Source organism: Pseudomonas sp. GL-B-12 (assembly GCF_019955895.1).
GTDB lineage: Bacteria > Pseudomonadota > Gammaproteobacteria > Pseudomonadales > Pseudomonadaceae > Aquipseudomonas.
Genome location: NZ_JAHBCX010000008.1, coordinates 24,528 through 50,984, shown reverse-complemented (window position 1 = coordinate 50,984; position 26,457 = coordinate 24,528). Strand labels below are relative to the sequence as shown.

Sequence of the window (26,457 nt, the reverse complement as noted above, 5' to 3'; positions counted from 1 at the left end):
ATGCTGTCGGAGCTCGCGCTCCATCGGCACTTCCAAGAACAAAACCGCAGGTGAAGTCATGACCATAACCCAACCATTGCAATTGCTGGCGCCGCTGTCCGGGGTGCTGGTGCCACTTGATCACGTGCCGGATCCGGTGTTCGCCAGCCGGGTGATCGGCGACGGCCTGTGCATCGATCCGACCTCGCAGACCCTTTGCGCGCCGTTGGCCGGCGTGGTCAGCAACCTTCAACACAGTGGCCATGCGATCAGCATCACCGATGACAGCGGCGTACAGGTGTTGCTGCACATTGGTCTGGACACCGTGAACCTGGCGGGTAAGGGGTTTCGCGCCTTGGTCGAGCAGGGCCAGCGTGTCGAGGCCGGACAGCCATTGATCGAGTTCGATGCCGACTATGTAGCCCTGCATGCCCGCAGCCTGTTGACCTTGATGCTGTTGGTCAGTGGCGAGCCCTTCAGCCTGCTGACACCCGACAATGGCCTGGTGGCGTGTGCCCAGCCCGTGTTGCGCCTGAGCCTCGGCGATCCGCGTTCCAGCGTTGCGCAGGAGGAGGGCGAAGCGCTGTTCTCCAAACCGGTCCACCTGCCCAACGCCAATGGCCTGCACGCGCGGCCGGCGGCGATCTTTGCGCAGGCGGCGAAAGGTTTTGCGGCAAGCATTTGCCTGCACAAGCAGCAGGACAGCGCCAACGCCAAGTCCCTGGTAGCGATCATGGCGTTGCAGACGGTTCGCGGCGATGCGCTGCAGGTCAGTGCGGTGGGCGAAGATGCCGAATTGGCAATCAGCACGTTGGCCAAACTACTAGCGGATGGCTGCGGTGAGGCCGTGACTGCGGTGGCGGTCGTAGCGCCGGTGGCTCAGGCGCAGGAGGTGTCGACGAAGCTGTTGCGCGGAGTCTGTGCTTCGGCGGGTTCGGCCTTTGGGCGGGTGGTGCAGGTGGCTGAGCGAACCCTGGAGGTGCCTGAGTTTGCCGCGGATCAACGCGTGGAGCGCGAGTCGCTGGAGCGTGCGCTGACCCGCTCGACGCAGGCACTGCAACACTTGCGCGACAACGCGAAAGGCAAGGCGCAGGAAGATATCTTCAAGGCACATCAGGAGTTACTGGAAGACCCGAGTCTGCTGGAGCAAGCCCAGGCCCTGATTGCCGAGGGCAAGAGCGCGGCGTTTGCCTGGAACAGTGCTACCGAAGCCACCGCTGCGCTGTTCAAGTCGCTGGGCAACACCTTGTTGGCCGAGCGGGCGTTGGACCTGATGGATGTCGGCCAGCGTGTGCTCAAACTGATTCTCGGGGTGCCGGACGGTATCTGGGAGTTGCCGGATCAGGCGATTTTGATTGCCGAGCAACTGACACCGTCGCAGACCGCTGCCCTGGATACCGACAAGGTGTTGGGTTTCGCCACTGTGGGCGGTGGTGCCACCAGCCATGTGGCGATACTCGCCCAGGCCTTGGGTTTGCCGGCGGTGTGTGGTTTACCGGTGCAGGTGCTGTCGCTGGCCAGCGGAACCCGAGTGCTGCTTGATGCGGATAAGGGTGAGTTGCACCTGGACCCTGCTCTGTCGGCTATCGAACAGCTGCACGGCAAACGTCAGCAGCAACGGCAACGGCATCAGCGCGAACTTGAGCAGGCTTCGCTGGCGGCCTGTACCCGTGACGGCCATCACTTCGAGGTGACGGCCAACGTTGCCTCGCTGCTTGAGGTCGAGCAGGCGATGGCGCTAGGCGGCGAGGGTGTCGGTCTGCTGCGTTCGGAGTTTCTTTATCTGGAGCGCAACAGCGCGCCCAGCCATGACGAGCAAGCGGTCACCTACAGCGCCATCGCCCGGGCCCTTGGGCCAGAGCGCAATCTGGTGGTGCGCACACTGGATGTGGGCGGCGACAAACCGCTGGCCTACGTGCCAATGGACAGCGAGGCCAATCCGTTTCTGGGCATGCGCGGAATTCGCTTGTGCCTGGAGCGTCCGCAGCTGTTGCGCGAGCAGTTCCGGGCAATTCTGAGCAGCGCCGGTCTGGCCCGTCTGCACATCATGCTGCCGATGGTCAGCCAGTTGTCGGAGCTGCGCCTGGCGCGCCAGATGCTGGAAGAAGAGGCGCTGGCGCTCGGGCTCAAGGCGCTGCCGAAACTGGGCATCATGATCGAAGTCCCGTCCGCGGCATTGATGGCGGACCTGTTTGCCCCCGAGGTGGATTTCTTCTCCATCGGCACCAACGACCTGACCCAATACACCCTGGCCATGGACCGCGATCACCCACGTCTGGCCAGCCAGGCCGACAGTTTTCACCCCTCGGTACTGCGTCTGATCGCCAGCACCGTGAAGGCCGCCCATGCCCATGGCAAGTGGGTCGGGGTGTGTGGCGCGCTGGCTTCGGAGACTCTGGCGGTACCGCTGTTGCTGGGGCTTGGGGTGGATGAACTGTCGGTCAGCGTGCCGCTGATTCCGGCGATCAAGGCCGCGATTCGCGAGGTCGACCTCAGCGACTGTCAGGCTGTCGCGCATCAGATACTCGGGCTGGAGAGCGCTGAGCAGGTCCGCGAGGCCTTGTCTTCGCAGCAGCAGGCGATGGTCGAAACTTCACAGGTGTTGGAGAACTGAACATGTTCGAGAAAATGCAACGGGCGTTCTGGAGGGCATTGACCCCGGATCTGCTGGTGGAAGAGCCGAAGGTGGCGGCCCTGCTTTCTACGGACCTGCCGTCGAGCGTGGTCGCCGCGCTGGGTGGGCTGGATAACCTGGCATCGCGACAGCGCATTGCGATAACGCGAGTGCGGGTCCAGCTGCGTGATGTAACCCGACTGGACGAACAGGCCTTGCGTGCGGCGGGTGTGCCGGGGGTGATGGTGCTGGCGGATGGCGTGGTGCATGTATTAACCCGGTGCCCAAGGCGGGACTGACGGCCTGCGCTACTCCCTGGGGATTTCCTGGCTGGCGCTGGGCGTCCGTCCTGCTACCGCCTATTGGCGGTAGCCTTATCGGCGATCAGATCTCGCTGATATTGACCCAGCGTTGTTCCCGTGCCGCCAATCTAATCGCCGTCGCCAGTCGCTCCACTTCCAGTGCTTGCTCGAAATCGGTGCCGGCTTGTCCGTGCCCGGCCAAGGCCATGATCAGCTCATGCACTTCCAGCGTCTTCAACTCGTTGTAGCCCAGCTGATGCCCCGGTGCTGGACTGAACGCTGCATATCCGGGCAGGTTCGGCCCGGCCAGTAAACGCTGGAAGCCGTCCTGGCCGACACGGCACAGGCGTAACTCATTCAAACGCTCCTGATCGAATGACAGGGTCCCTTGGGTGCCACTGATCTCGAAACTCAGGTGATTCTTGTAGCCGTGCTTGAGCCAACTGCTGCTGAAGGTGCCACGCGCGCCGCTGGCAAAGCGCAGTAACGCATGGGCCTGATCGTCGACGGCAATTGTGCGTTGTTCCTGGCTACCGGCTGTGGCCGGGCGCTGGCGGTGCACGGTCTGGGAATCGGCGCATACCGCTTCGACATTGCCGATCAGATAGCGCGCCATGCCCAGCAAGTGGCTGCCCAGGTCCGCCAGCGCGCCACCGGCATGTTCGGCCTCACAGCGCCACGACCAGGGGGACGCTGGATCGGCCATGAAGTCTTCGCTGAATTCGCCTTGAAAGCTGATGATCTCACCGAGTTTGCCGCTCTGAATCAACTCCCGCGCCAAGCCGATGATCGGGTTGTGCTGGTAGTTGTAGCCGACACGGGTGACCACGCCCGCATCCTTGGCCGCCAGGTGCATGGCGTTGGCCTGTTCAAGGTTCACCGCCAGCGGTTTTTCGCAGTACACCGGTTTGCCAGCGGCAAGCGCGGCCATGGCCATCGGGTAGTGCAGGTGGTTGGGTGTGGTGATGGCGATCAGGTGGACCTTGGGGTCGTCGATCAATTGCTGCCAGTCGCCATAGGCCTGCTCAAAGCCCCAGGCAGTGGCGCATGCCTGGGCACGAACGGGATCGGCGTCGGCCAGGGCGGCGAGGCGAAGCGTGAAGGGCAGTTCGAATGCTGCGCTGACGTTGCGAAAGGCCAGGGCATGGGCACGACCCATGAAACCCGTGCCGATAAGTCCGATTCCGAGTTCGCGCATGACAGGATCCTTTGGTTTTTGTTTTCAGGAAGCCCGTTTATAGAATAAAAATTCCTTTTCATCAATTATGGAATAAATATTTACATGCGGCCGCTGAGCGCTCGCGTGCAAACGTGGGAGTTCTTCGCTGCGCGCGGCGCCGTAACGCCAGTGTCTCGGTCAGTCTTCGAACCCGACCTGCTCGTGAATCTCATCGACTTTCAGTTCCAGTCGATAAGCCACGGCGATAAACAGCGCCTGACACAGGCACAAGGTCGCACTCAACGAGCGGAAGGCAAACGAGCTGCCTTCGTTGACCAGCAGCACGGTGTTGGCGCGCTTGGCCAAAGGCGAAAGGTTACTGTCGGTGATGATCAGGGTTTTCGCCTGATGATGCTGGGCGATGCGCAGGCAGTGCTGGGTTTCCTTGCCGTACGGCGTGAAGCTGATGGCGATCACCAGGTCATTGGCGCGCACGCTGCGCATCTGCTCGCGGTAACTGCCGCCGAGACCCGATACCAGGTGGATGCGCTTGTTGGTGTGTTGCAGGTTGTAGACCAGGTAATCGGCCACCGCGAACGAGCGGCGTACGCCGACCACGTAGATGTTGTCAGCGTTGACCACCAGATCCACGGCCTTGTCGAAGGCCTGATCATCGAGTTCCAGCCCCAGCCGTTCGATACCCGACAGGGTGGCGTTGATGCATTCGCGCGCCAGATCGCCGCCGCTGGCCTTCTGTGACTTGTTGGCAATCATGCTGCGAATGCGCTGCTGGTAGTTCTGCACCGGCGTGGTCTTGTGGGTATACGCCTCGCGAAACAGCGCTTGCATTTCGCTGAAGCCGCTGAAGCCGAAACGCTGGGAAAACCGCACGATGGCCGACGGGTGCACTTCGCACTCGCGAGCGATGTCGCTGATGCGGTCGACCATGATCCGGTCGCTCTGCTGGCTCATGTAGCTGGCGATGCGTTTGAGCTGGCGCGGCAGGCTTTCGTATTCATCGGTGATCAGCTGCAGCAGACGCTCGGCATTGATCGGGGGGCTGGTGAGATCGCTGTCGGGCGTGCTCTCGGTCGTAGCCGGCTGATCGGTGCGGGACATTAGGAAATCCTTCTGGCTTGTTCTTATAGGGACGATCTTTCACCTCGTCCCCTGACAATAGGTTGGCTGTGCGCAGTCTACAGGGTAGGCCCGAATAAAATCTTGAGCTTGCAGCAGTGTGAAGCTTGCTGAAACGATGCACTGCTTCTGGAACGCTTGTGCCAAAGCTTATTGGAAAAAATATTCCATGTAAAAATTATTTGGAATAATTATTGATTGTTCGGTCCCGGTCGTTTTAGTCTGCATCCACCAAGAGTGTTCGGTACGGCCATCGCCCCGAACGCAGGCTGATAAAAATAACAGGAGCCAGCATGGGCCAGACTCGTTTTGCCAGTGGGCGTCAATTGGATCTGATTTGCCTGGGGCGCCTAGGCGTCGACCTCTATGCGCAGCAAGTCGGGGCGCGGCTGGAGGATGTAAGCAGCTTTGCCAAGTACCTCGGCGGCTCGTCCGCCAACATCGCCTTCGGCACCGCGCGGTTGGGGCTCAAGTCGGCGATGCTGAGCCGGGTAGGGGACGACCATATGGGGCGCTTCCTCGTTGAGTCCCTGACCCGTGAAGGCTGCGATGTCAGTGGCATCAAGGTCGATCCGGAGCGCTTGACCGCCATGGTCCTGCTGGGTCTCAAGGACCGCGAAACCTTTCCTTTGGTTTTCTACCGCGAAAACTGCGCCGACATGGCACTGCGGGCCGAAGACATCAGCGAAGCCTTTATCGCCTCCAGCAAAGCCTTGCTGATCACCGGCACACATTTCTCCACCGACGGTGTGTACAAGTCGAGCATCCAGGCCTTGGACTATGCACAGAAGCACAACGTCAAACGGGTGCTGGACATCGACTACCGCCCGGTGCTCTGGGGTTTGGCCGGCAAGGCGGACGGTGAGACCCGTTTCGTCGCCGACCAGAACGTCAGCCAGCATGTGCAGAAAATCCTTCCGCGTTTCGACCTGATCGTCGGCACTGAAGAAGAGTTCCTGATGGCCGGTGGTGCCGAGGATTTGCTCACTGCGCTGCGAAATGTCCGACGCCTGAGCGCGGCGACCCTGGTGGTCAAGCTCGGCCCGCAAGGCTGCACGGTGATTCATGGAGAGATCCCGGCCCGTCTTGAAGACGGTGCGATTTATCCCGGCGTGCGTGTGGAAGTGCTTAACGTGCTGGGGGCCGGCGATGCCTTCATGTCGGGCTTCCTCAGTGGTTGGCTGGAGGACGCCAGCGATGAGCGCTGCTGCCAGTTGGCCAACGCCTGTGGCGGCCTGGTGGTGTCGCGCCATGCCTGCGCCCCGGCGATGCCGACCCGCGCCGAACTGGATTACCTGTTCAACAGCCCGGTGCCGATTACCCGTCCGGACCAGGACGCGGTGTTGCAGCGCCTGCATCAGGTCAGCGTGCCGCGCAAACAGTGGAAGCAACTGTTCATCTTTGCCTTCGACCATCGTTGGCAACTGGTGGAACTGGCGCAAAAGGGCGGCCGCAACCTCAACGCCATCTGCGAACTCAAGCAACTTTTTATCCAGGCCGTGGAGCGGGTCGAAGCCGATTTGCGCGAGCAAGGCATCGACGCCGATGTCGGGCTGCTGGCCGATCAACGTTTCGGCCAGGATTCACTGAACGCCGCCACCGGTCGCGGCTGGTGGGTGGCGCGGCCGGTGGAAGTCCAGGGTTCGCGGCCATTGGCCTTCGAACACGGTCGCTCTATCGGCAGCAACCTGATTGCCTGGCCACAGGAACAGATCATCAAGTGCCTGGTGCAATTTCATCCCGACGACGAGCCTCTGCTGCGTCTGGAACAGGAAGCGCAGATCAAGGGTTTGTATCAGGCGTCCCAGGTCAGCGGTCATGAACTGCTGCTGGAAATCATCCCGCCCAAGGATCACCCCTCGGCCCACCCGGACGTGCTGTATCGCGCCCTCAAGCGCCTCTACAACCTGGGCATCTACCCGGCGTGGTGGAAGATCGAAGCGCAAAGCGCCGAGGAGTGGCAGCAACTCGACGAACTGATCCAGGAGCGCGATCCGTACTGCCGAGGGGTGGTGCTGCTGGGCTTGAATGCTCCGGCATCAGCATTGGCCGAAGGCTTTCAACAGGCCAGCCAGAGCCGGACCTGCCGCGGGTTTGCCGTGGGCCGGACGATTTTCCAGGAGCCGAGCCGTGCTTGGTTGGCCGGGGAAATCGACGATGAGGCGCTGATTCGCCAGGTGCAAGGCACCTTTGTCGAATTGATCGATGCCTGGCGTGCGGCGCGCGCCTGACGAAACACCGCCGCTCCCACAGGGTTCCGTGTCGTTCTTACTGATGTGTGTAAAACAATAAAAGGTGCAGCCATGCCCGCTATCCGAATTGGCATCAACCCGATCTCCTGGAGCAACGACGACCTGCCGTCCCTCGGTGGCGAGACGCCATTGAGCACTGCCCTCGGCGAAGGCAAGGAAATCGGTTACGAAGGTTTTGAACTCAACGGCAAATTCCCCAAGGATGCCAAAGGCGTCGGCGACGTGCTGCGGCCCTATGACCTGGCGTTGGTGTCCGGCTGGTATTCCAGCCGTCTGGCACGGCGTTCCGTGGCCGAGGAAATCGACGCCATCGGCAGCCATGTCGAGTTGCTGGCGAAGAACGGCGCCAAGGTGCTGGTCTATGGCGAGGTCGCGGACTCCATCCAGGGCCAGCGCATTCCTCTGGTCGAACGCCCGCGCTTGCACACCGAACAGGCTTGGCAGGAGTACGCCGACAAGCTCACCGAACTGGCGCGTTTCACCCTGTCTCAGGGCGTGCGCCTGGCCTATCACCACCACATGGGCGCCTACGTCGAATCCCCGGCGGACATCGACAAGTTGATGGCGTTGACCGGCAGCGAAGTCGGCCTGCTGTTCGATTCGGGCCATTGCTACATGGGCGGCGGCGAACCCTTGCAGGTGCTGCGCAAACACATCGACCGCATCTGCCACGTGCATTTCAAGGACGTGCGCAAGCCGGTGGTGCAGCTGGCGCGCAACAACCTGTGGAGCTTCCCGGACTGCATCATCAACGGCACCTTCACCGTGCCCGGCGATGGTGATATCGACTTCGGCTCATTGCTCGATGTGCTGCTGGCCGCCGATTATCACGGCTGGCTGGTGGTCGAAGCCGAGCAGGACCCGGCGGTGGCGCCAAGTTATGTCTACGCGAAAAAAGGCTACGACACCTTGCGTGCGTTGCTCGACGAGAGGATCGCGTCATGAGCCTGCTGGTCAAAAGCAACGCCCGCGGCCGCACCATGGTCGAGTTGGGCAACGGTGAGCTGGAATACGTCGGCTTCGCCGCCTACCGCTTGAGCCTGGGCGAAACACTGCCGGTCTCGGCGGGTGATAAAGAACTGTGCCTGGTGCTGCTCAGCGGCCGGGTCAGCATCAAGGGCGAAGCGCCGGGGCAGGGCGCGTTCGACTGGGACAACATTGGCGATCGGCAGTCGGTGTTCGAAGACAAGTCTCCGTTCGCCGCGTACTTGCCGCCCGGCAGTCAAGCCCAGGTGGTCGCCCTGAGTGATGTGCAAATCGCCGTGTGCGCTGCGCCTGGTTCGACCAGCGAAACCCTCGGCCCACGCCTGATCAAACCCGACACGATGAAGCGCAGCGTGCGCGGCAAGGGCGCCAACACCCGTTACGTCTGCGACATCCTGCCGGACACCGAGCCCGCCCATTCACTGCTGGTGGTCGAAGTGCGCACGCCGTCCGGACACTCCTCGAGCTATCCACCGCACAAGCACGACACCGACGACCTGCCGCACCAGAGCTTTCTCGAAGAAACCTATTACCACCAGATCAACCCGCCCCAGGGCTTCGTGTTCCAGCGGGTGTACACCGACGATCGCAGCATCGATCAGGCCATGGCCGTGGAAAACAGCGACCTGGTGGTCGTGCCCAAGGGTTATCACCCGGTCAGTGTGCCGTACGGCTACGAGTCGTATTACCTGAACGTGATGGCCGGCCCGAAACGCGTCTGGCAGTTCCATAACGATCCGCAGCACAGCTGGCTGCTGGATCTCTGAATTCCAACGTCTGAATTCCACTATCTGCACGGAGAACAATAACGATGAACGACGCCCCGGTAATTGGCCATTACATAGACGGTCAGGTGCAAGACACCGGCAGTGAGCGGTTCAGCAATGTCTTCAACCCGGCCACCGGCAGCGTGCAGGCACGGGTCGGGCTGGCCAGCGAGAACACCGTGGACGAGGCAGTCGCATCGGCCCTCAGGGCCTTTCCAGCCTGGTCCGAGCAATCGTCCCTGCGCCGTTCGCGGGTGATGTTCAAGTTCAAGGAATTGCTCGACCGCCATCACGATGAACTGGCAGAAATCATCAGCCGCGAACACGGCAAGGTTTTCTCGGACGCCAAGGGCGAAGTCACCCGTGGCATCGAAATCGTCGAATACGCCTGCGGTGCGCCGAACCTGTTGAAAACCGAGTTCAGCGACAACATCGGCGGCGGCATCGACAACTGGAACCTGCGCCAGCCTCTGGGTGTTTGTGCCGGAGTTACGCCGTTCAACTTCCCGGTGATGGTGCCGCTGTGGATGATCCCGCTGGCGCTGGTTACCGGTAACTGCTTCATCCTCAAGCCGTCCGAACGCGATCCGTCCGCCAGTTTGCTGATGGCCCGTTTGCTCACCGAAGCCGGGTTGCCGGATGGTGTGTTCAACGTGGTCCAGGGCGACAAGGCTGCGGTCGATGCGCTGCTGCAACACCCGGACATCGAAGCGATTTCTTTTGTCGGTTCGACGCCGATTGCCGAGTACATCCATCAGCAAGCCACCTCCCGGGGCAAGCGCGTGCAGGCCCTGGGCGGGGCGAAGAACCACATGATCGTCATGCCCGATGCGGATCTGGATCAAGCGGCGGATGCCTTGATCGGCGCGGCGTACGGCTCGGCCGGTGAGCGCTGCATGGCGATCTCGATTGCCGTGGCAGTCGGTGATGTCGGTGACCAGCTGATTGCCAAACTGCTGCCGCGCATCGATCAACTGAAGGTCGGCAACGGCATGCAGAGCGACAGCGACATGGGGCCGTTGGTGACGGCCGAGCACAAGGCCAAGGTCGAAGGCTTCATTGACCAGGGTGTGGCTCAAGGTGCGCAGCTGATTGTCGATGGTCGTAATTTCAAGGTGCCTGGCGCCGAGAACGGCTTCTTCGTTGGCGCGACGCTGTTCGACAAGGTCACGACCGAGATGAGCATTTACCAACAGGAAATCTTCGGTCCGGTGCTGGGCATCGTGCGTGTGCCGGACTTCGCCAGCGCGGTGGAGCTGATCAACGCCCACGAATTCGGCAACGGTGTGTCCTGCTTCACCAGCGACGGCGGCATTGCCCGAGCCTTCGCCCGCACCATCAAGGTCGGCATGGTCGGCATCAATGTGCCGATTCCGGTGCCAATGGCCTGGCACTCGTTCGGTGGCTGGAAACGCTCGCTGTTCGGCGACCACCATGCCTACGGTGAAGAAGGTATCCGCTTCTACAGTCGCTACAAAAGCGTGATGCAACGCTGGCCCGACAGCATCGCCAAGGGCCCTGAATTCAGCATGCCGACAGCCAAATAATTCACTTGTGCGGAGAACAACAATAATGAGCAAACCCCTGCGTTTCGCCCTGAACCGTATGGTCGCCCCACGTTTGTCCCTGCCTGCGTTCATCGAGTTGGCGGTGACCCTCAAGGCCGACGCCATCGAGATCCGCAACGACCTTAAAGGCGTCGAGATCGAAGATGGCACCGCACCCGAGCGTGTGCGTGAGTTGTGCGCGGCCAAAGGCATCACCGTGCTGTCGATCAACGCGCTGTATCCGTTTGATGTGTGGAACGACGAGCGCCGGGAGCAGGCCTCGAAACTCGCTGCCTATGCCCGGGACTGCGGCGCCCAAGGGCTGGTCATGTGCCCGTTGAACGATCGTGCCGACCCGCGTACCGAAGCCGAGCGCGCTTCAGGCCTGCGCACGGCGTTGAGTCAGCTGGCGCCGATCCTGCGCGATCACGGGATTCTCGGGTTCATCGAGCCGCTGGGTTTCGAAGAGTGCTCGCTGCGCCTTAAACGCACAGCGGTGGAGGCGGTCAAGGCCATCGGCGGGCTAGATGTGTTCCGGCTGGTGCATGACACCTTCCATCATCATCTGGCCAGCGAACATGAGTTTTTCCCAGAGCTGACCGGGCTGGTACACATCTCCGGGGTCGAGGATGCCGAAGCCCCGCTGGCGACCATTCGCGATGGTCACCGGGTGCTGGTGGGCGAAGGCGACATCCTCGGCAATGCGGCGCAGATCGACACCTTGCTCGCTACCGGCTACAGCGGCTACCTGTCGTTCGAACCGTTCGCTGACAGCGTGCATGGACTGGCGGATATCGAACAGGCGATCGGCGCGAGCATGGATCACTTGCAGAAATCCCTGGCCTGAGGCCGACGCGGATCAAATGTGGGAGCGAGCCTGCTCCGGGCGGCGTTCCGACGAAAGCGCTGTGTCAGGCGACATCAATATTGACTGTGCCGCCGCCTTCGTGAGCAGGCTCGCTCCCACAGGGTTTTCTTCGTGTATTGAAGGATCAGATATGACCACAACAAGACTGACCATGGCCCAGGCCCTGGTGAAATTCCTCGATAACCAGTACATCGAGGTCGATGGGGTCCAGAGTAAATTCGTCGCCGGGATCTTTACCATCTTCGGCCACGGCAACGTTCTGGGCCTGGGCCAGGCTCTGGAGCAGGACAGCGGCGACCTGGTCGTTCATCAGGGCCGCAATGAGCAAGGCATGGCCCATGCCGCCATCGGGTTCGCCAAGCAGCACCTGCGGCGCAAGATCTATGCCTGCACTTCGTCGGTGGGGCCTGGTGCGGCGAACATGCTGACCGCTGCCGCCACGGCGACGGCCAACCGTATTCCCTTGCTGCTGTTGCCCGGCGATGTCTATGCCTGCCGCCAGCCCGACCCGGTGTTGCAACAGATCGAGCAGTTCCACGACCTGAGCATCAGCACCAACGATGCGTTCAAGGCCGTGAGCAAATACTGGGACCGCATCAACCGTCCCGAGCAACTGATGACGGCAGCGATCCACGCGATGCGGGTGCTCACCGACCCTGCGGAAACCGGTGCCGTGACCCTGGCCTTGCCACAAGACGTGCAAGCCGAGGCCTACGACTATCCCGATTATTTCCTGCAAAAACGCGTGCACCGCATCGAGCGTCGTCCAGCCACCGAAGCCATGCTCGGCGATGCACTGGCGTTATTCAAAGGCAAGCGCAAACCGCTGATCATTTGCGGCGGCGGGGTTCGTTATTCCGGTGCCAACGCCGCATTGCAGGCGTTTGCCGAGCGCTTCGACATTCCCTTCGCCGAAACCCAGGCCGGCAAGAGCGCGGTGGTGTCCAGCCATCCGCTGAACGTCGGTGGCATCGGTGAAACCGGTTGCCTCGCGGCGAACCTGCTGGCCAGGGACGCCGATCTGATCATTGGCATCGGCACCCGTTACAGCGACTTCACCACCGCGTCGAAGTCCTTGTTTCAGCACCCGCAGGTGCAATTTCTCAACCTCAATATCAGCCCCTGCGACGCCCTGAAACTCGACGGTGTGCAATTGCTGGCGGACGCCAGAACCGGTTTGTCGGCGCTGGCCGAAGTGCTGGGTGATTATCGCTCGAGCTGGGGCGATCAACCCCGTCAGGCCAAGGCGCAACTGGATGAGGAAGTCGATCGCATCTATCAGGTGGAATACCAGGCCAAGGATTTCGTCCCGGAAATCAACGACCACATGGACCCGGCGGTGCTGCGCGAATTCATCGAGCTGACCGGCTCCTGCCTGACCCAGAGCCGTGTGCTCGGGGTGCTCAATGAAACCCTCGCGGACGACGCAGTGATCGTCGCCGCCGCCGGCAGCCTGCCTGGCGACTTGCAGCGCAGCTGGCGCAGCAAGGGCGTGAACACCTACCACGTCGAGTACGGCTATTCCTGCATGGGTTACGAGGTCAATGCTGCGTTGGGCGTGAAACTCGCCGAGCCGGATCGTGAGGTCTATGCGCTGGTGGGCGACGGCTCCTACATGATGCTGCACTCGGAGCTGGCGACCTCGATTCAGGAGCGGCGCAAGATCAACGTGGTGCTCCTGGACAACATGACTTTTGGCTGCATCAACAACCTGCAGATGGAACACGGCATGGACAGCTTCGGCACCGAGTTCCGCTTCCGCAACCCACAAACCGGCAAGCTCGATGGCGGCTTTGTGCCGGTGGATTTCGCCATGAGCGCGGCGGCCTATGGCTGCAAGACTTACAAAGTGACCACCGTTGAAGAGCTGAAGGCTGCACTGGCGGATGCGCGCTTGCAGCCGGTTTCGACGCTGATCGATATCAAGGTTTTGCCCAAGACCATGATTCACAAATACCTGTCGTGGTGGCGGGTCGGTGTGGCGCAGGTTTCCACCAGTGCCCGTACCGATGCGGTGGCCAAGACCCTGAACGAACGACTGGCCAAGGCCCGTCAATACTGATTGCCCCTGAAACCAACAACAAATTTTCACAGGAGAATCTTCATGTCATTGCTCTCTAATTCACTGCGCATTGGCGTCATCGGCACCGGGGCCATCGGCCAGGACCACATCCGTCGTTGCAGCCAGACCTTGCTCAACAGCCAGGTCGTGGCGGTCACCGACATCAATTTGCAGCAAGCGGCCAAGGTCGTTTCCGATCTCAAGCTGACCGCCGAGGTGTATCCCGACGGTCATGCGCTGATCAAGGCGCCGGAAGTCGAGGCGATCCTCGTTACCTCCTGGGGGCCGAGCCACGAAGAGTTCGTGCTGGCAGCGATTGCCGCCGGTAAGCCGGTGTTCTGCGAGAAACCGCTGGCCGTCACTGCCGAAGGCTGCCGCAAGATCGTCGAGGCCGAAGTGGCTCACGGCAAGCGGCTGGTACAGGTCGGTTTCATGCGTCCGTACGACGAGGGGTATCGGGCGCTGAAATCAGTGATCGACAGCGGCCAGATCGGCGAGCCGTTGATGCTGCATTGCGCCCACCGCAACCCGACCGTGGGCGAGAACTACAAGACCGACATGGCGATCACCGACACCCTGATCCATGAACTGGATGTGCTGCGCTGGTTGCTCGATGACGACTACGTGTCGGTGCAGGTGGTGTTCCCGCGCAAGACCAGCAAGGCCCACGCCCATTTGAAAGACCCGCAGATCGTGCTGCTGGAAACCGCCAAGGGCACGCGCATCGATGTGGAAGTGTTCGTCAACTGCCAGTACGGCTACGACATCCAGTGCGAAGTGGTGGGGGAGACCGGCATCGCCAAACTGCCGGAACCGTCGCAGGTGCAGTTGCGCAGTGGCGCGAAGCTGTCCAATGCGATTCTGATGGACTGGAAGGACCGGTTCATCGCCGCGTATGACGTCGAATTGCAGGCGTTCATCGATGGCGTGCGCGCCGGGCAGGTCGGCGGGCCTTCGGCGTGGGATGGCTTCGCAGCGGCGGTGGCGGCGGATGCGTGCATCGAGGCGCAGAACAGCGGGGCGATTGTCAAAGTCGGCCTGCCAGAGCGCCCACACTTCTACGGCTAACCATGATCCCTGTAGGAGCGAGGCTTGCCCGCGAAGACGGATGTGCAGCCGACATCAATGTTGAATGCGCTGACGCCTTCGCGGGCAAGCCTCGCTCCTACAGGTGTCGATCTCTGGTTAAGGAGAACAAAAAACATGCGCATCGCACTAGATCCCTACATGTACCGCAACCTGCCCCTGGGCAAGATGGTCGACAAGGTCGCCGAACTCGGTTACGAACACATCGAGCTGTCGCCCCGGGAAGATTTCCTGCCGTTCTACAAAGCCCCACGGGTCGACAAGGCGCGGATCAAGGAATTTCGCAAAGCCCTGAGCGACACCGGGGTCAAACTCTCTTCTCTATTACCGATGTACCACTGGGCCGCTGCCGACGAAGGTTTGCGCGTGGCCGCGGTGCGCAACTGGAAGCGCGCGATCCAGATTGCCATTGAGATGGACTGCGAACTGGTCAACACCGAGTTCACCGGCCAGTCGGACAACCCGCTGGTGTGCGAGAACCAGTTCATGCGCTCCATGGATGAGCTGATCCCGGAGTTCGAACGCGAAGGCATCAAGCTCGATATCCAGGCGCACCCGTATGATTTCTGCGAGCGCAATAACGAGTCGGTGGACATCATTCGTGGTCTGGACCGTGACTGGATCAACTACCTCTACGCTGCCCCGCACACGTTTTTCTATGACGATGGCGTCGGTGATATCGCCTCGATGCTCAAGTACGCCGGCTCCAGGCTGAGCCACCTGATCATCGCCGACACCTACAACCACAAGGCGTCTTCGGGCTTGCGCTACATCGTCAACCCGCCGGGTGTCACCGCCACCGTGCACCAGCATCTGGACATCGGCCAGGGCGAGGTCAATTGGGACGCGTTCTTCGGCACCTTGCGCGAGATCAAGTTCGATGGCATTGCCACCGTCTCGGTGTTCGCCTGGGAGGACCGGCCGGACGAGTCCAACCGGATGATGCTCGAACGCGTGACCCGCGAACTCTGCCAATAACCCCACCCCCCGTAGGAGCGAGGCTTGCCCGCGAAGCTTTTAGCAATCTTGAGGGCCTCTTCGCGGGCAAGCCTCGCTCCTACGGGGTCGTGTGAATACAGGAATTAATCATGCGCATCGGACTTGTCGGATACGGCCATGGCGGCCGGTTTTTCCATGCTCCACTGATCAGCAGTTTGCCGGGGGCAACCTTCGTCGGTGTGGTTACCCGTTCAACGGAGCGGCGCCAGTTGCTGGCGGCAGAACACCCCGGGGTGCCGGCCTTCGACAGCATCGGCCAACTGGTCGAAATCGGGGTCGATGTGCTGGTGGTGTCCACACCGCTCAAAGGTCGCCCGGCGCTGGTGCTCGACGCCATCGAACACAATGTGGCGGTGGTCAGCGACAAGCCGTTCGCCGCCGACGCGCAACAGGCGCAAACCCTGATCACCATGGCCCAGCGCCAGGGCGTGCAACTGAGCGTCTACCAGAACCGGCGCTGGGACTCGGACTTTCTCACCGTGCGCAAACTCATCGAGTCCGGTGCGCTGGGCCAGGTCACCCGTTTCGAATCGCGGATCGAACGCTATTCGCCACAGTCGGTGAACAACGGCAGTGGCGGTGGTTTCTTGCGGGATCTGGGCAGCCATCTGGTGGATCAGGCGTTGTTGCTGTTCGGTCCGGTGACACGGGTCTACGCCGAGCTGGATTATCTGGAGAAAGACCAGACGTTCGATAACGGCTTCTTTATGTCCCTGACCCATGCCAACGGCGTGATCTCGCATTTGGGCGGCAGTTGTCTGCAAAACACCCCCGGCCCGCGCTTTCGCGTGACCGGAACTCAGGGTTGCTACAGCGTCGATGGTCTCGACGGGCAGGAGGCGTCGGCGCTCGCCGGGCTGACACCGAAATCCGAAGGTGAACGCTGGGGAGTGGAAGAGCATCGCCGCTGGGGCTGGTTCGAACAGGGCGAAGTGCGCGAAAGAGTTCCCTCCGAGCGTGGTTGCTGGAATCAGTTCTATTTACAGCTGCAAGGCGCATTGCAGAGCGGTGGCCCACTGCCTGTGGAGCCCCGTGATGCACTGGCGACCACCCGCGTGCTAGACGCTGCGCGGCTGAGTTTCGAGCGCCATCAGGTGGTGCAATTGAGCGCCTTCGAAAGTCATGGAACAAAATCAGAATAAAATTCTAAAATGAGTTGATATGGAAAATATTTTCCAATAAAGTCATTTCCAGCGAGCTGCCTCGCACCCGGTTCCAACTCTTTTCCCGCTTGTCCGCTTACTGAAATCGTCACGCCTTATCCATAAAACCAACAAGAATGTGGAGAAAGACTTTTCATGAAGACCAAGATCCGTTTCGCCTCACTCGCCTTGTCCCTGATGTTCGCCAGCGGCGCTGCACTCGCTGACATGAAGATCGGCGTCAGCATGTCGCAGTTCGATGACACCTGGCTGACCTACCTGCGCGAATCCATGGACACAAAAGCCAAATCCTATCCCGATGGCGTCAAGCTGCAGTTCGAAGACGCGCGCAGCGACGTGGTCCGGCAGTTGAGCCAGGTAGAAAGCTTCATCAGTCAGAAGGTCGACGCCATTGTGGTTAACCCGGTGGATACCGCCGCGACCAAAAAAATCACCGAATCGGCGGTCAAGGCCGGCATTCCGCTGGTGTACGTCAACCGCCGTCCCGATGACCTGAACCTGCCCAAAGGCGTGGTCACTGTCGCCTCCAACGATCTGGAGGCCGGTCAGATGCAGATGCAATACCTGGCCGACAAAATGGGCGGCAAGGGCGACATCGTGATTCTGCTGGGCGACCTGGCGAACAACTCCACCACCAACCGTACCAAGGGCGTCAAAGAGGTGCTGGCCAAGTACCCGAACATCAAGATCGAGCAAGAGCAAACCGGCATCTGGTTGAGGGACAAGGGCATGACCCTGGTCAACGACTGGCTGACCCAGGGCCGCAAGTTCGACGCGGTCGTCTCCAACAACGACGAGATGGCCATTGGCGCCGCGATGGCCCTGCAACAGGCCGGAGTGGAAAAGGGCAGCATCCTGATCGCCGGTGTCGACGGTACGCCTGACGGTTTGAACGCGGTGAAGAAGGGCTCTCTGGTCGTCTCGGTGTTCCAGGACGCCAAGGGTCAGGCCGACGGTTCGATCGAGACGGCAGTGAAAATGGCCAAAAACGAGCCGGTCGAGCCGGCCGTGTGGGTGCCGTATCGCTTGATCACGCTACAAAACGTTGACCAGTTCAAATAGTCCGTCCGTTCAATAACAACAATAAACACGCAAGGTGGCAACCGCGACCTTGCTGATGGAGTACCTGATCATGTTCGCTTCAGCGACTGCTTCGAGCACCCCATTGATGGGTGTCCAGCCAACTGTAACGCCTGTCGATGAGCCGTACCTGTTGGAGATCGTCAACGTCAGCAAGGGTTTCCCCGGGGTGGTGGCCTTGTCCGACGTGCAGCTGCGGGTACGCCCCGGTTCCGTGCTGGCCCTGATGGGCGAAAACGGCGCGGGCAAATCCACCTTGATGAAAATCATCGCCGGCATCTACCAGCCGGACGCCGGCGAACTGCGCCTGCGGGGCAAGCCGGTGGTCTTCGAAACGCCCCTGGCGGCGCTGCAGGCCGGGATCGCGATGATCCATCAGGAACTCAACCTGATGCCGCACATGAGCATCGCCGAGAACATCTGGATCGGCCGTGAGCAGCTCAACGGTTTCCACATGATCGACCACCGCGAAATGCACCGCTGCACGGCGAAGCTGCTGGAACGCCTGCGCATCAACCTCGACCCCGAAGAGCATGTAGGCAACCTGAGCATCGCCGAACGGCAGATGGTCGAGATCGCCAAGGCGGTGTCTTACGATTCCGACATCCTGATCATGGACGAACCGACATCGGCCATCACCGAGAAGGAAGTCGCCCACCTGTTTTCGATCATTGCCGACCTGAAAAACCAGGGCAAAGGCATCATCTACATCACCCACAAAATGAACGAAGTGTTCGCTATCGCCGATGAAGTGGCGGTGTTCCGCGATGGCGCTTACATAGGCCTGCAGCGGGCCGACAGCATGGACGGCGACAGCCTGATTTCAATGATGGTCGGGCGTGAACTGAGCCAGTTGTTCCCGGTACGCGAGACGCCGATCGGCGATCTGCTGCTGTCGGTGCGCGACCTCAAGCTCGATGGCATTTTCAAGGACGTGTCCTTCGATCTGCATGCCGGCGAGATCCTCGGCATTGCCGGGTTGATGGGCTCGGGGCGGACCAACGTCGCCGAGGCGATCTTTGGCATCACCCCGAGCGACGGTGGCGAGATTCGCCTCGACGGTGAAGTGGTGCGCATTACCGATCCGCACATGGCCATCGAGAAGGGCTTCGCCCTGTTGACCGAGGATCGCAAGCTCAGCGGCCTGTTCCCGTGCCTGTCGGTGCTGGAGAACATGGAAATGGCGGTGCTGCCGCACTACGCCGGCCACGGTTTCATCCAGCAAAAAGCCCTGCGCGCCCTGTGCGAAGACATGTGCAAGAAGTTGCGGGTGAAAACCCCGTCGCTCGAGCAGTGCATCGACACGCTGTCCGGCGGTAATCAGCAGAAGGCCTTGCTGGCGCGCTGGCTGATGACCAACCCACGAATCCTGATTCTCGACGAGCCGACCCGCGGCATCGATGTCGGCGCCAAGGCCGAGATCTACCGGCTTATCTCCTACCTCGCCAGCGAAGGCATGGCGGTGATCATGATTTCCTCGGAGCTGCCGGAAGTGCTCGGCATGAGCGACCGGGTCATGGTCATGCACGAGGGCGACCTGATGGGCACCCTCGATCGCAGCGAAGCGACTCAGGAACGAGTGATGCAACTGGCCTCGGGCATGTCCGTGGTTCACTAATGGATGCCGGCGCTGGCTCGGCCAGCGTCGACGACGCGATAGAAGGGGGAGTGGTTATGAATGCGATACTGGAAAACAAGCCAGCAACGGCACCGGTCAAGAGTCGCCGGCGCTTTCCGACTGAACTGAGCATCTTCCTCGTGCTGATCGGCATCGGCCTGGTGTTCGAGGTGTTCGGCTGGATCGTGCGCGACCAGAGCTTCCTGATGAACTCCCAGCGGCTGGTATTGATGATCCTGCAAGTGTCGATCATCGGCCTGCTGGCGATTGGCGTGACCCAGGTGATCATCACCACTGGTATTGACCTGTCCTCAGGCTCGGTGCTGGCGTTGTCGGCGATGATTGCCGCCAGCCTGGCGCAGACCTCGGATTTCGCACGGGCGGTATTCCCGTCGCTGACTGACTTGCCGGTGTGGATTCCAGTGATTGTCGGGCTCGGCGTCGGGCTGCTGGCGGGGGCAATCAACGGCAGCATCATTGCAATTACCGGGATTCCACCGTTCATTGCCACCTTGGGCATGATGGTCTCGGCCCGTGGCCTGGCGCGTTACTACACCGAAGGCCAGCCGGTGAGCATGCTATCGGACTCCTACACGGCCATCGGTCACGGCGCGATGCCGGTGATCATTTTTCTGGTGGTGGCGGTGATCTTCCATATCGCGCTGCGCTACACCAAGTACGGTAAATACACCTACGCCATCGGCGGCAACATGCAGGCGGCGCGTACGTCCGGTATCAACGTCAAACGCCATCTGGTCATCGTCTACAGCATCGCCGGGTTGCTGGCGGGGCTGGCGGGCGTGGTAGCTTCGGCCCGTGCCGCCACCGGCCAGGCCGGGATGGGCATGTCCTATGAACTGGATGCGATTGCCGCAGCGGTCATCGGTGGTACCAGTTTGGCGGGCGGAGTAGGGCGCATCACCGGCACGGTCATCGGTGCACTGATCCTTGGGGTGATGGCCAGCGGATTCACTTTCGTCGGGGTCGATGCCTACATCCAGGACATCATCAAAGGCTTGATTATCGTGGTCGCGGTGGTCATCGACCAGTACCGCAACAAGCGCAAACTCAAGCGCTGAATTTGACTGCAAAAACAGCGAGGGCCATTTCTGGCTCTCGCTTCGCAATACCCCCATCACGCATTCAAATAAACCCATAAACCGCTTGCCATCGATTCCAGGCTATCAACTGGCGGATCCGGCAGCACCGTTGGTGGGATCTCCGTCAGCAATCATCTGTTTGAGGCATTCACGTTCTTCCGCTCCGGGTAGCACTCCAGTCGTAGTCGCCTCCAGCACTGTGATTCCCTCTGCGTTGAGTATTCTGATTTCGGCTTTCGCGTGACCGCGTTCATCGATGTCAGCGATGAGCCAGTGGCAGGTGATCTGTTCTCCCGCATAAACCGGTCGTTTGAACGCGAAACTCATCCCCGTTGCCAGCCAACCGATTTGCCCGCCAATTTCGGTGACGAGGCTGGCTGTCAGAAGGCCGTGGGCGATGGGCTCCTTGAACCTGCGTATCACGGCGTAGCGCGCATCGCAGTGAACCGGATTGTAGTCTCGGGAAATCTGCGCGAATTGACGAATATCGTCATCTGAAAAGCAGCGGACTATCGTGAACCGGTCTCCGACCTGGAGCCCTTCGGCAGCACGTTCTCTTGGGCTCTTCATAACGACTCCCTGGTTAAAAAGTATGTTCGGGGCCAGGAAATGTTCCTGCTTCCACTTCAAGTGCAAAGTCCCTTGCCGCGGTGTGAAGTACCGAGCGAAGGTCGGCGTACTGTTTGACGAATCGCGGCATGCGGCCGGTGCGTAGTCCGGCCATGTCCTGCCAGACCAGAACCTGAGCGTCGCACTGGTTACCCGCGCCAATCCCGACGGTCGGAATTGAAATCGCTTCGGTGATCGCTCGACCTGCATCACCCGGCACCATCTCGATCAAGATAGCGAATGCGCCCGCTGCTTCTAACTCTTTGGCACTGTCTATCAGGCGCTGCGCATCCTCGCCACGGCCCTGGACGCGATAGCCACCCAGTTGATGTTCCATCTGTGGTGTGAAGCCTATGTGCGCCATGACGGGTATGCCTGCGCTGACGAGCTTCTTTATCTGAGGCAGCACCTCGATCCCGCCCTCCAGTTTGACCGCATGCGCACCGGCTTCTTTCATGAAACGAACGGATGTGTGAAAGCATTGTTCCACCGAAGCCTGGTAAGAGCCGAAAGGAAGATCCGCAATCACCAGTGCTCGCCGTGTCGAACGGCTGACCGCGCGAACCAGAGGGATAAGTTCGTCAACGGTGACTGAAAGCGTGGACTCATTGCCGTAGACATTGTTCGAGGCGGAATCGCCCACCAGCAGGACAGGGATTCCGGCTTCTTCGAAAATGGCTGCGCTGTACATGTCGTACGCTGTGAGCATCGCCCATTTTTGACCCTGCACTTTCATCTGTTTCAGATGCGGGATTCGCACGCGTGTCGCCGGTTGGGCGGGAGGGGCGCTGCCATAGGGTGGAGGTTGGTCACTCATTGTGGTTGTCTCGCTGAAAAATGGATTAACCCGACATCTGCTCGGTGAGCAGAACGACCGCGATGATGATCATGGCCGCTCCGGAGAAACGACTGACCCACTGAGCGGCGGCGGGGCGTGCCTGGAGAACGGCCTGTGAGCCAAATCCCACCAGCAGGTAGATAACGCCACAACTGACGGTGTGGACGAGCCCTAGCGCAATCATCTGCATTGGGACAGACCAGGTAGCGGTTGCGTCGGTGAATTGTGGCAATAGCGCCAGGAATAGCAGGAACACTTTCGGGTTCAGCCCGCTGACGCAAAGCCCCTTGAGCGCCCAGCGCTTCCAGGAGCCCGACACCTGGATGTCGTCAGCATGGGGTGTAGAGGGACGGACAAGCATGTTGATACCTAACCAGAACAGATAAGCCGCCCCGGCAACCGTAAGCACCGTCAAGACAATGGGGTGATTGGCGACCAGCGCGCCAACACCGGCGGCAACAATTACGGTTGCAATCAAATGGCCGGACAAAAGCCCGCCCACAGCGGGCAGGACGACCTGGCCCTTCAAACCCGCCGAAATCGCGTACGCCCAATCTGCACCGGGCGTGATGATGAACAGAATCGACACCGCCCAGAAAGCAACAAAAATACTGAAGGTCATGGCGCCAGGCACTCCCGTTGATGACACACCGCTCTCTGCATCGTCCCGCTCCGCGAATCACAGGCCGCCTCATCTTTGGTCAAGGGAGTGCGGCGTTAATGGTGAGAGGAAGAATAATGAAATGTTGTTAGAATTAAATTTCAAAAGTAATCGTTCATGTGCGCTGTAAGGGGAGATTTTTCTATATGGACAGGATTGATCGAAAGATTCTTGCTGAGCTTCAAAAAGATGGTCGCCTTTCGGTCACTGAACTCGCTGAGCGAGTGGGGCTGAGCCTTTCCCCTTGTCATCGGCGAGTACGGGCACTGGAAGAGTCAGGTGTGTTGCTTGGCTACAGGGCACAGCTGGACCCAGGCGCACTCGGCCTGAATTTTTCAGCGATGGTGTTTGCCACGCTTCGTGAGGGAGACAGGCAAGCTGTCGAGGCTTTCGAGACGGCGCTCATCGAGATCCCGCAAGTGGTCGATGCCCAGAGGTTATTCGGGGAGCCGGACTACCTGCTGCACGTCATCACTCAGGATTTGCCAGCCTTCCAGCAGCTATACGATGAGAGCCTTTCGACCTTGCCCAACGTACAACGGTTGACCTCGACCCTCGTTATGAAACGGGTCGTTCAGGATAGGCCGCTTCCTTTGTGAAGGCGTGGCAAGCCCTGCGGTTTGGTCTTTCGATTTCGCACAACGCTGTTCACCCAACGAAAAACGCCGCTGATTCCCGACCGGGACAGCGGCGTCAACGGTTAGCGCCGGGCGCTATTTGTAATGTTTCTCATAGACGGCAACCTGCTCCGGCGTGATCAGTTGGAAAGGCACCCAGACATCCGTCTCGACCGGCTCACCCTTGATCATTTTGATGGCCGCTTGCAGCGCAGTGGCCGCCTGGGCCTTGGGGTCTTGAAAGACCGAGGCCACCAGCATCCCGCGCTTGATCGCCGCCAGGCCGTCGGGCAGGCCGTCGATGCCGACAATCGCAATCTCGCCCTTGGTTTTGCCGGCCTGCTGCAGTGCCATGGCGGCGCCGATGGCCATCTCGTCATTGTTGGCGACGATGGCATCAAAACTCGTGCCGGCCAGCAGCCAGTTGCTGGTCAGGTCCATGCCTTTGTTGCGCTGCCATTCGGCGCTTTGCTGTTCGACAATCTTGATCCCGGGATAGTCCTTGAGCACTTGTTTGACGCCTTCGGTGCGGTCGTGCGTGGAGTTTTGCGCGAGGTCGCCCATGATGATCGCGAGGGTGCCTTTACCTCCCAGTTTTTCAGCCAGGTAGCGCATTTGCAGTTGCCCGGCCTCAATGTCGTTCGACGCCACGGTGACCACGCCTTTGGGCAAGACGCGTTCGTCCGGGTGGCGGTTGACGTAGACCAGTGGCGTCTGCGCTTCGACGGCGGCGCGGGTCATGTTGGCGGTGGCGGCGGTGTCTACGGGCAAGACGATGACCGCATCGACTTTCTGGTTGAGAAAGCCCTGGACCTGATTGAGCTGGCGAACCACATCGCCTTGGGCGTCCTCGAACTGGATCTGGACGTTGTCCTTTTTGGCGGCTTCCTCCAGGCCACTGCGCACATAGGTCATGAAGTTGTCGTCGACCCTGGCAATGCTGACACCGATGCGATAGCTGGCGGCGGCCCATTGGCTGAAGACGAGTAGCAGCGTGGCAAAAAGTAGTGTGCAGCGACGCATGATGGTTTTCCTTTTGTTGTTATAAGTCGACATTCATCAAGATCAGGGGAGAGGGTTGCTGGCGCGCGTAGAGTCAACGTCCAGGCGCGCCGCAGGCTCCTCAACCCAGCGTGAACGCTTGCCGGAAACGTTCCAGTGCCGCTTCGCTGTCGCCGCTGGCCCAGCCCTCAAGCCCGACGACACCGGTGTATCCCATACCGAACAAGGCTTTGGCAATGGCCGGGTAATGGATTTCGCCGGTGCCCGGTTCCATGCGCCCAGGGACGTCAGCGACCTGGATTTCACCGATGGCGCTGCCGGCGCGCTGGATCAGTTCGATCAGGTTTCCTTCGCCAATCTGCGCATGGTAAAGGTCCAGGTTCATCTTCAGATGAGGGCTGCCCACGGCCTCGATCAGCGCCAGGGTATCGTCGGCGCGAGCGAACGGCGTGCCGGGGTGATCCACCTCGGTATTGAGGTTTTCCAGCAGGAACACCCGGCCGGCGTCTTCGCCCAGGCGAGCGATTTTCTCCAGGGTCTTGCAGGCGCTCAACCACATGCGTCCGGTGGTGTGAGCCACGGGTTTGACTGGCAAGCCTTTATCGCCCAGACCCGTGCCATGCAGGTTAAGGCTCGGGCAGTTCAATTGGGCGGCAACGGCCAGCGATTCCCGTGCGCTGTCGAGCAGGTGCCGGATGTCCTCGGGATCAGTCAAATTGCCCGAGATGTAGCCGGTCATGGAAGTGAAGTCTGCGCCGGTGGCGACCAGGGCGGGAATGTCTTTGGTCGTCCAGCTCCAGATTTCGGCGCTGAAGCCCAGTGCATGAATGCGTTTGACCCGTTCGGTGAACGGCAGGTCGAGGAACACCATTTCGGCGCTGATCGACAGTTTGAACGGAGTGAAGCTCATGGACGGCCTCCTTGCACACGCACCGCTTTGCCCTGCTGGAAGGACTCGATACAGGCACGGGCAATGGCCAGTGCGGCTTTCGCATCTTCGCCGCTCGCCAGTGGTTTTTCGCCGCTGCGCAGGCAGTCGACAAAGTGATTGAGCTCGGCCACGTAGGCATCACGCAACAGGTCGGTGTCCAAACGCTGGGTGTCTGCCTGGATGCCAGTGGCCAGGTAGCGAACCAGGTCGGAGTCATTGACGCTGCCCATGCTCAGCATGCCGGCGCTGCCGAACACTTCGCCCCGAACGTCGTAGCCATACACCGCCTGGAAATTCGCCTCGGCGGTGGCGATGGCGCCGTTGTCGAAACGGATCGTGACCACGGCTGTGTCGAGCAACCCCTTGTCCTTGAAGTCCGGAGCGATCAGGGCATCGGCCATGACAAACACCTCAACCGCTTCGGCGCCGGGATTGAGGTAGCGCAGGGTATCGAAGTCATGGATCAGGGTTTCGAGGAAAATCACCCACTGCGGCGAGGCGGCGGGATTGTTCAGGGCCGGATCGCGTGTCAGCGAGCGCAGCAGTTGCGGCGTACCGATACGTCCGGCGACCACGTCCAGGTGAGCCGCCCGGAAGCTTTTGGCAAAGCGGCGGTTGAAGCCGACCTGCAGCGTCACTCGCGCATCGGCAGCCGCAGCGATGGCGCGGTCGGCTTCGTCCAGGGTAATGGCCATGGGTTTTTCACAGAACACCCCTTTGCCGGCCCGTGCTGCACTAATCACCAATTCGGCATGGCTGCGGGCCGGGGCGGCGATCAACACGCCGTCGATTTCCGGGTCATCGAGCAATTGCTGTGGATCGGTGTAGACCCGCTGTACACCCAACTCTGCGGCGAGGCGCGCGGCCTGGCCGGGTGTCGGGTCGGCGATGGCGGCCAGGCAGGCACCGGGAATGTTCCGGGCCGCGGTCTGACCGTGGAAGCTGCCCATGCGGCCGGCGCCGATGAGACCCAGGCGGATGACTTTGGATGCACTCATGAAATGACTCCCTTTTATTGTTGTTCAACGACTCGACAGCAGGAATGTCCTCGCTGGTACAAAGCAGGGAGCAAGCGCCATGCC

The 26,457-nt window shown here is 60.6% G+C and carries 23 protein-coding genes; 15 read left to right on the top strand and 8 right to left on the bottom strand.

What is annotated here, in order from left to right; genetic code table 11:
• Positions 1-58: 58 nt before the first annotated feature.
• The gene (gene ptsP, locus KGA85_RS04800; RefSeq protein WP_223455736.1) at positions 59-2,593 is read left to right on the top strand and encodes a phosphoenolpyruvate--protein phosphotransferase; all 2,535 of its coding nucleotides are present in this window, start codon (positions 59-61) and stop codon (positions 2,591-2,593) included.
• Positions 2,594-2,595: 2 nt separating this feature from the next.
• Positions 2,596-2,892 (top strand): PTS transporter subunit EIIB, encoded by a 297-nt coding sequence (locus tag KGA85_RS04795; protein WP_223455737.1) that lies wholly within the window; start codon positions 2,596-2,598, stop codon positions 2,890-2,892.
• Positions 2,893-2,977: 85 nt separating this feature from the next.
• Here KGA85_RS04795 and KGA85_RS04790 read toward each other — a convergent pair whose 3' ends face one another.
• Together KGA85_RS04790 and KGA85_RS04785 are read right to left on the bottom strand one after the other, a co-directional pair.
• The gene (locus KGA85_RS04790; RefSeq protein WP_223533744.1) at positions 2,978-4,093 is read right to left on the bottom strand and encodes a Gfo/Idh/MocA family protein; all 1,116 of its coding nucleotides are present in this window, start codon (positions 4,091-4,093) and stop codon (positions 2,978-2,980) included.
• Positions 4,094-4,252: 159 nt separating this feature from the next.
• Positions 4,253-5,173 (bottom strand): MurR/RpiR family transcriptional regulator, encoded by a 921-nt coding sequence (locus tag KGA85_RS04785; protein WP_223448551.1) that lies wholly within the window; start codon positions 5,171-5,173, stop codon positions 4,253-4,255.
• A gap of 311 nt (positions 5,174-5,484) precedes the next feature.
• Between KGA85_RS04785 and KGA85_RS04780 the strand changes: the two genes are divergently transcribed.
• The 12 genes from KGA85_RS04780 (at position 5,485) to KGA85_RS04725 (ending at position 20,696) form a co-directional block, all read left to right on the top strand.
• Positions 5,485-7,422 (top strand): bifunctional 5-dehydro-2-deoxygluconokinase/5-dehydro-2-deoxyphosphogluconate aldolase, encoded by a 1,938-nt coding sequence (locus KGA85_RS04780; protein WP_223542950.1) that lies wholly within the window; start codon positions 5,485-5,487, stop codon positions 7,420-7,422.
• A gap of 72 nt (positions 7,423-7,494) precedes the next feature.
• Positions 7,495-8,388 carry a myo-inosose-2 dehydratase gene (gene iolE, locus KGA85_RS04775; RefSeq protein WP_223455740.1) on the top strand — a complete coding sequence of 298 codons (894 nt, stop codon included), beginning with the start codon at positions 7,495-7,497 and terminating at the stop codon, positions 8,386-8,388.
• On the top strand, positions 8,385-9,194 hold the full coding sequence (iolB, locus tag KGA85_RS04770) for a 5-deoxy-glucuronate isomerase (protein ID WP_223448554.1): 810 nt from the start codon (positions 8,385-8,387) through the stop codon (positions 9,192-9,194). Before iolE ends, iolB begins: the two co-directional genes overlap by 4 nt.
• Positions 9,195-9,238: 44 nt before the next feature.
• Positions 9,239-10,741, top strand: coding sequence for a CoA-acylating methylmalonate-semialdehyde dehydrogenase (locus tag KGA85_RS04765; RefSeq protein WP_223455741.1), 1,503 nt, complete (start codon positions 9,239-9,241; stop codon positions 10,739-10,741).
• Between the two features lie 25 nt (positions 10,742-10,766).
• Positions 10,767-11,588: a TIM barrel protein gene (locus KGA85_RS04760; protein ID WP_223455742.1), complete on the top strand. Its 822-nt coding sequence runs from the start codon at positions 10,767-10,769 to the stop codon at positions 11,586-11,588.
• Between the two features lie 151 nt (positions 11,589-11,739).
• Positions 11,740-13,671, top strand: coding sequence for a 3D-(3,5/4)-trihydroxycyclohexane-1,2-dione acylhydrolase (decyclizing) (gene iolD / locus KGA85_RS04755; protein ID WP_223455743.1), 1,932 nt, complete (start codon positions 11,740-11,742; stop codon positions 13,669-13,671).
• 42 nt (positions 13,672-13,713) lie between these two features.
• Positions 13,714-14,739 carry a Gfo/Idh/MocA family protein gene (locus KGA85_RS04750; protein ID WP_223455744.1) on the top strand — a complete coding sequence of 342 codons (1,026 nt, stop codon included), beginning with the start codon at positions 13,714-13,716 and terminating at the stop codon, positions 14,737-14,739.
• Positions 14,740-14,874: 135 nt separating this feature from the next.
• The gene (locus KGA85_RS04745; protein ID WP_223533742.1) at positions 14,875-15,735 is read left to right on the top strand and encodes a sugar phosphate isomerase/epimerase family protein; all 861 of its coding nucleotides are present in this window, start codon (positions 14,875-14,877) and stop codon (positions 15,733-15,735) included.
• Positions 15,736-15,845: 110 nt separating this feature from the next.
• Complete coding sequence (locus KGA85_RS04740; RefSeq protein WP_223459460.1) at positions 15,846-16,898, top strand: Gfo/Idh/MocA family protein; 1,053 nt, start codon at positions 15,846-15,848, stop codon at positions 16,896-16,898.
• A gap of 156 nt (positions 16,899-17,054) precedes the next feature.
• Positions 17,055-17,981 carry a sugar ABC transporter substrate-binding protein gene (locus KGA85_RS04735; protein ID WP_007994285.1) on the top strand — a complete coding sequence of 309 codons (927 nt, stop codon included), beginning with the start codon at positions 17,055-17,057 and terminating at the stop codon, positions 17,979-17,981.
• A 70-nt stretch (positions 17,982-18,051) separates the two neighbouring features.
• On the top strand, positions 18,052-19,617 hold the full coding sequence (locus KGA85_RS04730) for a sugar ABC transporter ATP-binding protein (protein WP_223459458.1): 1,566 nt from the start codon (positions 18,052-18,054) through the stop codon (positions 19,615-19,617).
• 56 nt (positions 19,618-19,673) lie between these two features.
• Positions 19,674-20,696, top strand: coding sequence for an ABC transporter permease (locus KGA85_RS04725; RefSeq protein ID WP_007986627.1), 1,023 nt, complete (start codon positions 19,674-19,676; stop codon positions 20,694-20,696).
• Between the two features lie 105 nt (positions 20,697-20,801).
• Here KGA85_RS04725 and KGA85_RS04720 read toward each other — a convergent pair whose 3' ends face one another.
• From KGA85_RS04720 to KGA85_RS04710, 3 genes are read right to left on the bottom strand one after another with little or no spacing between them, the layout of a single operon-like run.
• Entirely contained in the window at positions 20,802-21,287 is a 486-nt protein-coding gene (locus KGA85_RS04720; RefSeq protein ID WP_223459456.1) for a MaoC family dehydratase, read from the bottom strand.
• A 13-nt stretch (positions 21,288-21,300) separates the two neighbouring features.
• Positions 21,301-22,143: a 3-methyl-2-oxobutanoate hydroxymethyltransferase gene (gene panB, locus KGA85_RS04715; protein WP_223459454.1), complete on the bottom strand. Its 843-nt coding sequence runs from the start codon at positions 22,141-22,143 to the stop codon at positions 21,301-21,303.
• 25 nt (positions 22,144-22,168) lie between these two features.
• Complete coding sequence (locus KGA85_RS04710; RefSeq protein ID WP_223542949.1) at positions 22,169-22,786, bottom strand: LysE family translocator; 618 nt, start codon at positions 22,784-22,786, stop codon at positions 22,169-22,171.
• 185 nt (positions 22,787-22,971) lie between these two features.
• On the opposite strand from KGA85_RS04710, the gene KGA85_RS04705 reads away from it, so the two are divergent.
• Complete coding sequence (locus KGA85_RS04705; protein WP_223459450.1) at positions 22,972-23,424, top strand: Lrp/AsnC family transcriptional regulator; 453 nt, start codon at positions 22,972-22,974, stop codon at positions 23,422-23,424.
• Positions 23,425-23,538: 114 nt separating this feature from the next.
• On the opposite strand, the gene KGA85_RS04700 is transcribed toward KGA85_RS04705, so the two are convergent.
• The 3 genes from KGA85_RS04700 to KGA85_RS04690 form a co-directional block, all read right to left on the bottom strand.
• Complete coding sequence (locus KGA85_RS04700; protein ID WP_223459448.1) at positions 23,539-24,465, bottom strand: sugar ABC transporter substrate-binding protein; 927 nt, start codon at positions 24,463-24,465, stop codon at positions 23,539-23,541.
• A 100-nt stretch (positions 24,466-24,565) separates the two neighbouring features.
• Positions 24,566-25,354 carry a TIM barrel protein gene (locus KGA85_RS04695; protein WP_223542948.1) on the bottom strand — a complete coding sequence of 263 codons (789 nt, stop codon included), beginning with the start codon at positions 25,352-25,354 and terminating at the stop codon, positions 24,566-24,568.
• Positions 25,351-26,373 carry a Gfo/Idh/MocA family oxidoreductase gene (locus tag KGA85_RS04690; RefSeq protein WP_223542947.1) on the bottom strand — a complete coding sequence of 341 codons (1,023 nt, stop codon included), beginning with the start codon at positions 26,371-26,373 and terminating at the stop codon, positions 25,351-25,353. The genes KGA85_RS04695 and KGA85_RS04690 overlap by 4 nt, the downstream gene beginning before the upstream one ends.
• Between the last annotated feature and the right edge of the window lie 84 nt (positions 26,374-26,457).

What these genes read in the sequence shown, in the direction of transcription:
- KGA85_RS04700 (WP_223459448.1), bottom strand. Translation starts at nt 24,465, where the DNA reads ATGCGTCGCTGCACACTACTTTTTGCCACGCTGCTACTCGTCTTCAGC.
- KGA85_RS04790 (WP_223533744.1), bottom strand. Translation starts at nt 4,093, where the DNA reads ATGCGCGAACTCGGAATCGGACTTATCGGCACGGGTTTCATGGGTCGT.
- iolB (WP_223448554.1), top strand. Translation starts at nt 8,385, where the DNA reads ATGAGCCTGCTGGTCAAAAGCAACGCCCGCGGCCGCACCATGGTCGAG.
- KGA85_RS04705 (WP_223459450.1), top strand. Translation starts at nt 22,972, where the DNA reads ATGGACAGGATTGATCGAAAGATTCTTGCTGAGCTTCAAAAAGATGGT.
- KGA85_RS04730 (WP_223459458.1), top strand. Translation starts at nt 18,052, where the DNA reads ATGTTCGCTTCAGCGACTGCTTCGAGCACCCCATTGATGGGTGTCCAG.
- KGA85_RS04780 (WP_223542950.1), top strand. Translation starts at nt 5,485, where the DNA reads ATGGGCCAGACTCGTTTTGCCAGTGGGCGTCAATTGGATCTGATTTGC.
- panB (WP_223459454.1), bottom strand. Translation starts at nt 22,143, where the DNA reads ATGAGTGACCAACCTCCACCCTATGGCAGCGCCCCTCCCGCCCAACCG.
- KGA85_RS04750 (WP_223455744.1), top strand. Translation starts at nt 13,714, where the DNA reads ATGTCATTGCTCTCTAATTCACTGCGCATTGGCGTCATCGGCACCGGG.
- ptsP (WP_223455736.1), top strand. Translation starts at nt 59, where the DNA reads ATGACCATAACCCAACCATTGCAATTGCTGGCGCCGCTGTCCGGGGTG.
- iolD (WP_223455743.1), top strand. Translation starts at nt 11,740, where the DNA reads ATGACCACAACAAGACTGACCATGGCCCAGGCCCTGGTGAAATTCCTC.
- KGA85_RS04695 (WP_223542948.1), bottom strand. Translation starts at nt 25,354, where the DNA reads ATGAGCTTCACTCCGTTCAAACTGTCGATCAGCGCCGAAATGGTGTTC.
- KGA85_RS04745 (WP_223533742.1), top strand. Translation starts at nt 14,875, where the DNA reads ATGCGCATCGCACTAGATCCCTACATGTACCGCAACCTGCCCCTGGGC.
- KGA85_RS04740 (WP_223459460.1), top strand. Translation starts at nt 15,846, where the DNA reads ATGCGCATCGGACTTGTCGGATACGGCCATGGCGGCCGGTTTTTCCAT.
- KGA85_RS04725 (WP_007986627.1), top strand. Translation starts at nt 19,674, where the DNA reads ATGAATGCGATACTGGAAAACAAGCCAGCAACGGCACCGGTCAAGAGT.
- KGA85_RS04795 (WP_223455737.1), top strand. Translation starts at nt 2,596, where the DNA reads ATGTTCGAGAAAATGCAACGGGCGTTCTGGAGGGCATTGACCCCGGAT.
- KGA85_RS04765 (WP_223455741.1), top strand. Translation starts at nt 9,239, where the DNA reads ATGAACGACGCCCCGGTAATTGGCCATTACATAGACGGTCAGGTGCAA.
- KGA85_RS04735 (WP_007994285.1), top strand. Translation starts at nt 17,055, where the DNA reads ATGAAGACCAAGATCCGTTTCGCCTCACTCGCCTTGTCCCTGATGTTC.
- KGA85_RS04785 (WP_223448551.1), bottom strand. Translation starts at nt 5,173, where the DNA reads ATGTCCCGCACCGATCAGCCGGCTACGACCGAGAGCACGCCCGACAGC.
- KGA85_RS04710 (WP_223542949.1), bottom strand. Translation starts at nt 22,786, where the DNA reads ATGACCTTCAGTATTTTTGTTGCTTTCTGGGCGGTGTCGATTCTGTTC.
- KGA85_RS04760 (WP_223455742.1), top strand. Translation starts at nt 10,767, where the DNA reads ATGAGCAAACCCCTGCGTTTCGCCCTGAACCGTATGGTCGCCCCACGT.
- KGA85_RS04720 (WP_223459456.1), bottom strand. Translation starts at nt 21,287, where the DNA reads ATGAAGAGCCCAAGAGAACGTGCTGCCGAAGGGCTCCAGGTCGGAGAC.
- KGA85_RS04690 (WP_223542947.1), bottom strand. Translation starts at nt 26,373, where the DNA reads ATGAGTGCATCCAAAGTCATCCGCCTGGGTCTCATCGGCGCCGGCCGC.
- iolE (WP_223455740.1), top strand. Translation starts at nt 7,495, where the DNA reads ATGCCCGCTATCCGAATTGGCATCAACCCGATCTCCTGGAGCAACGAC.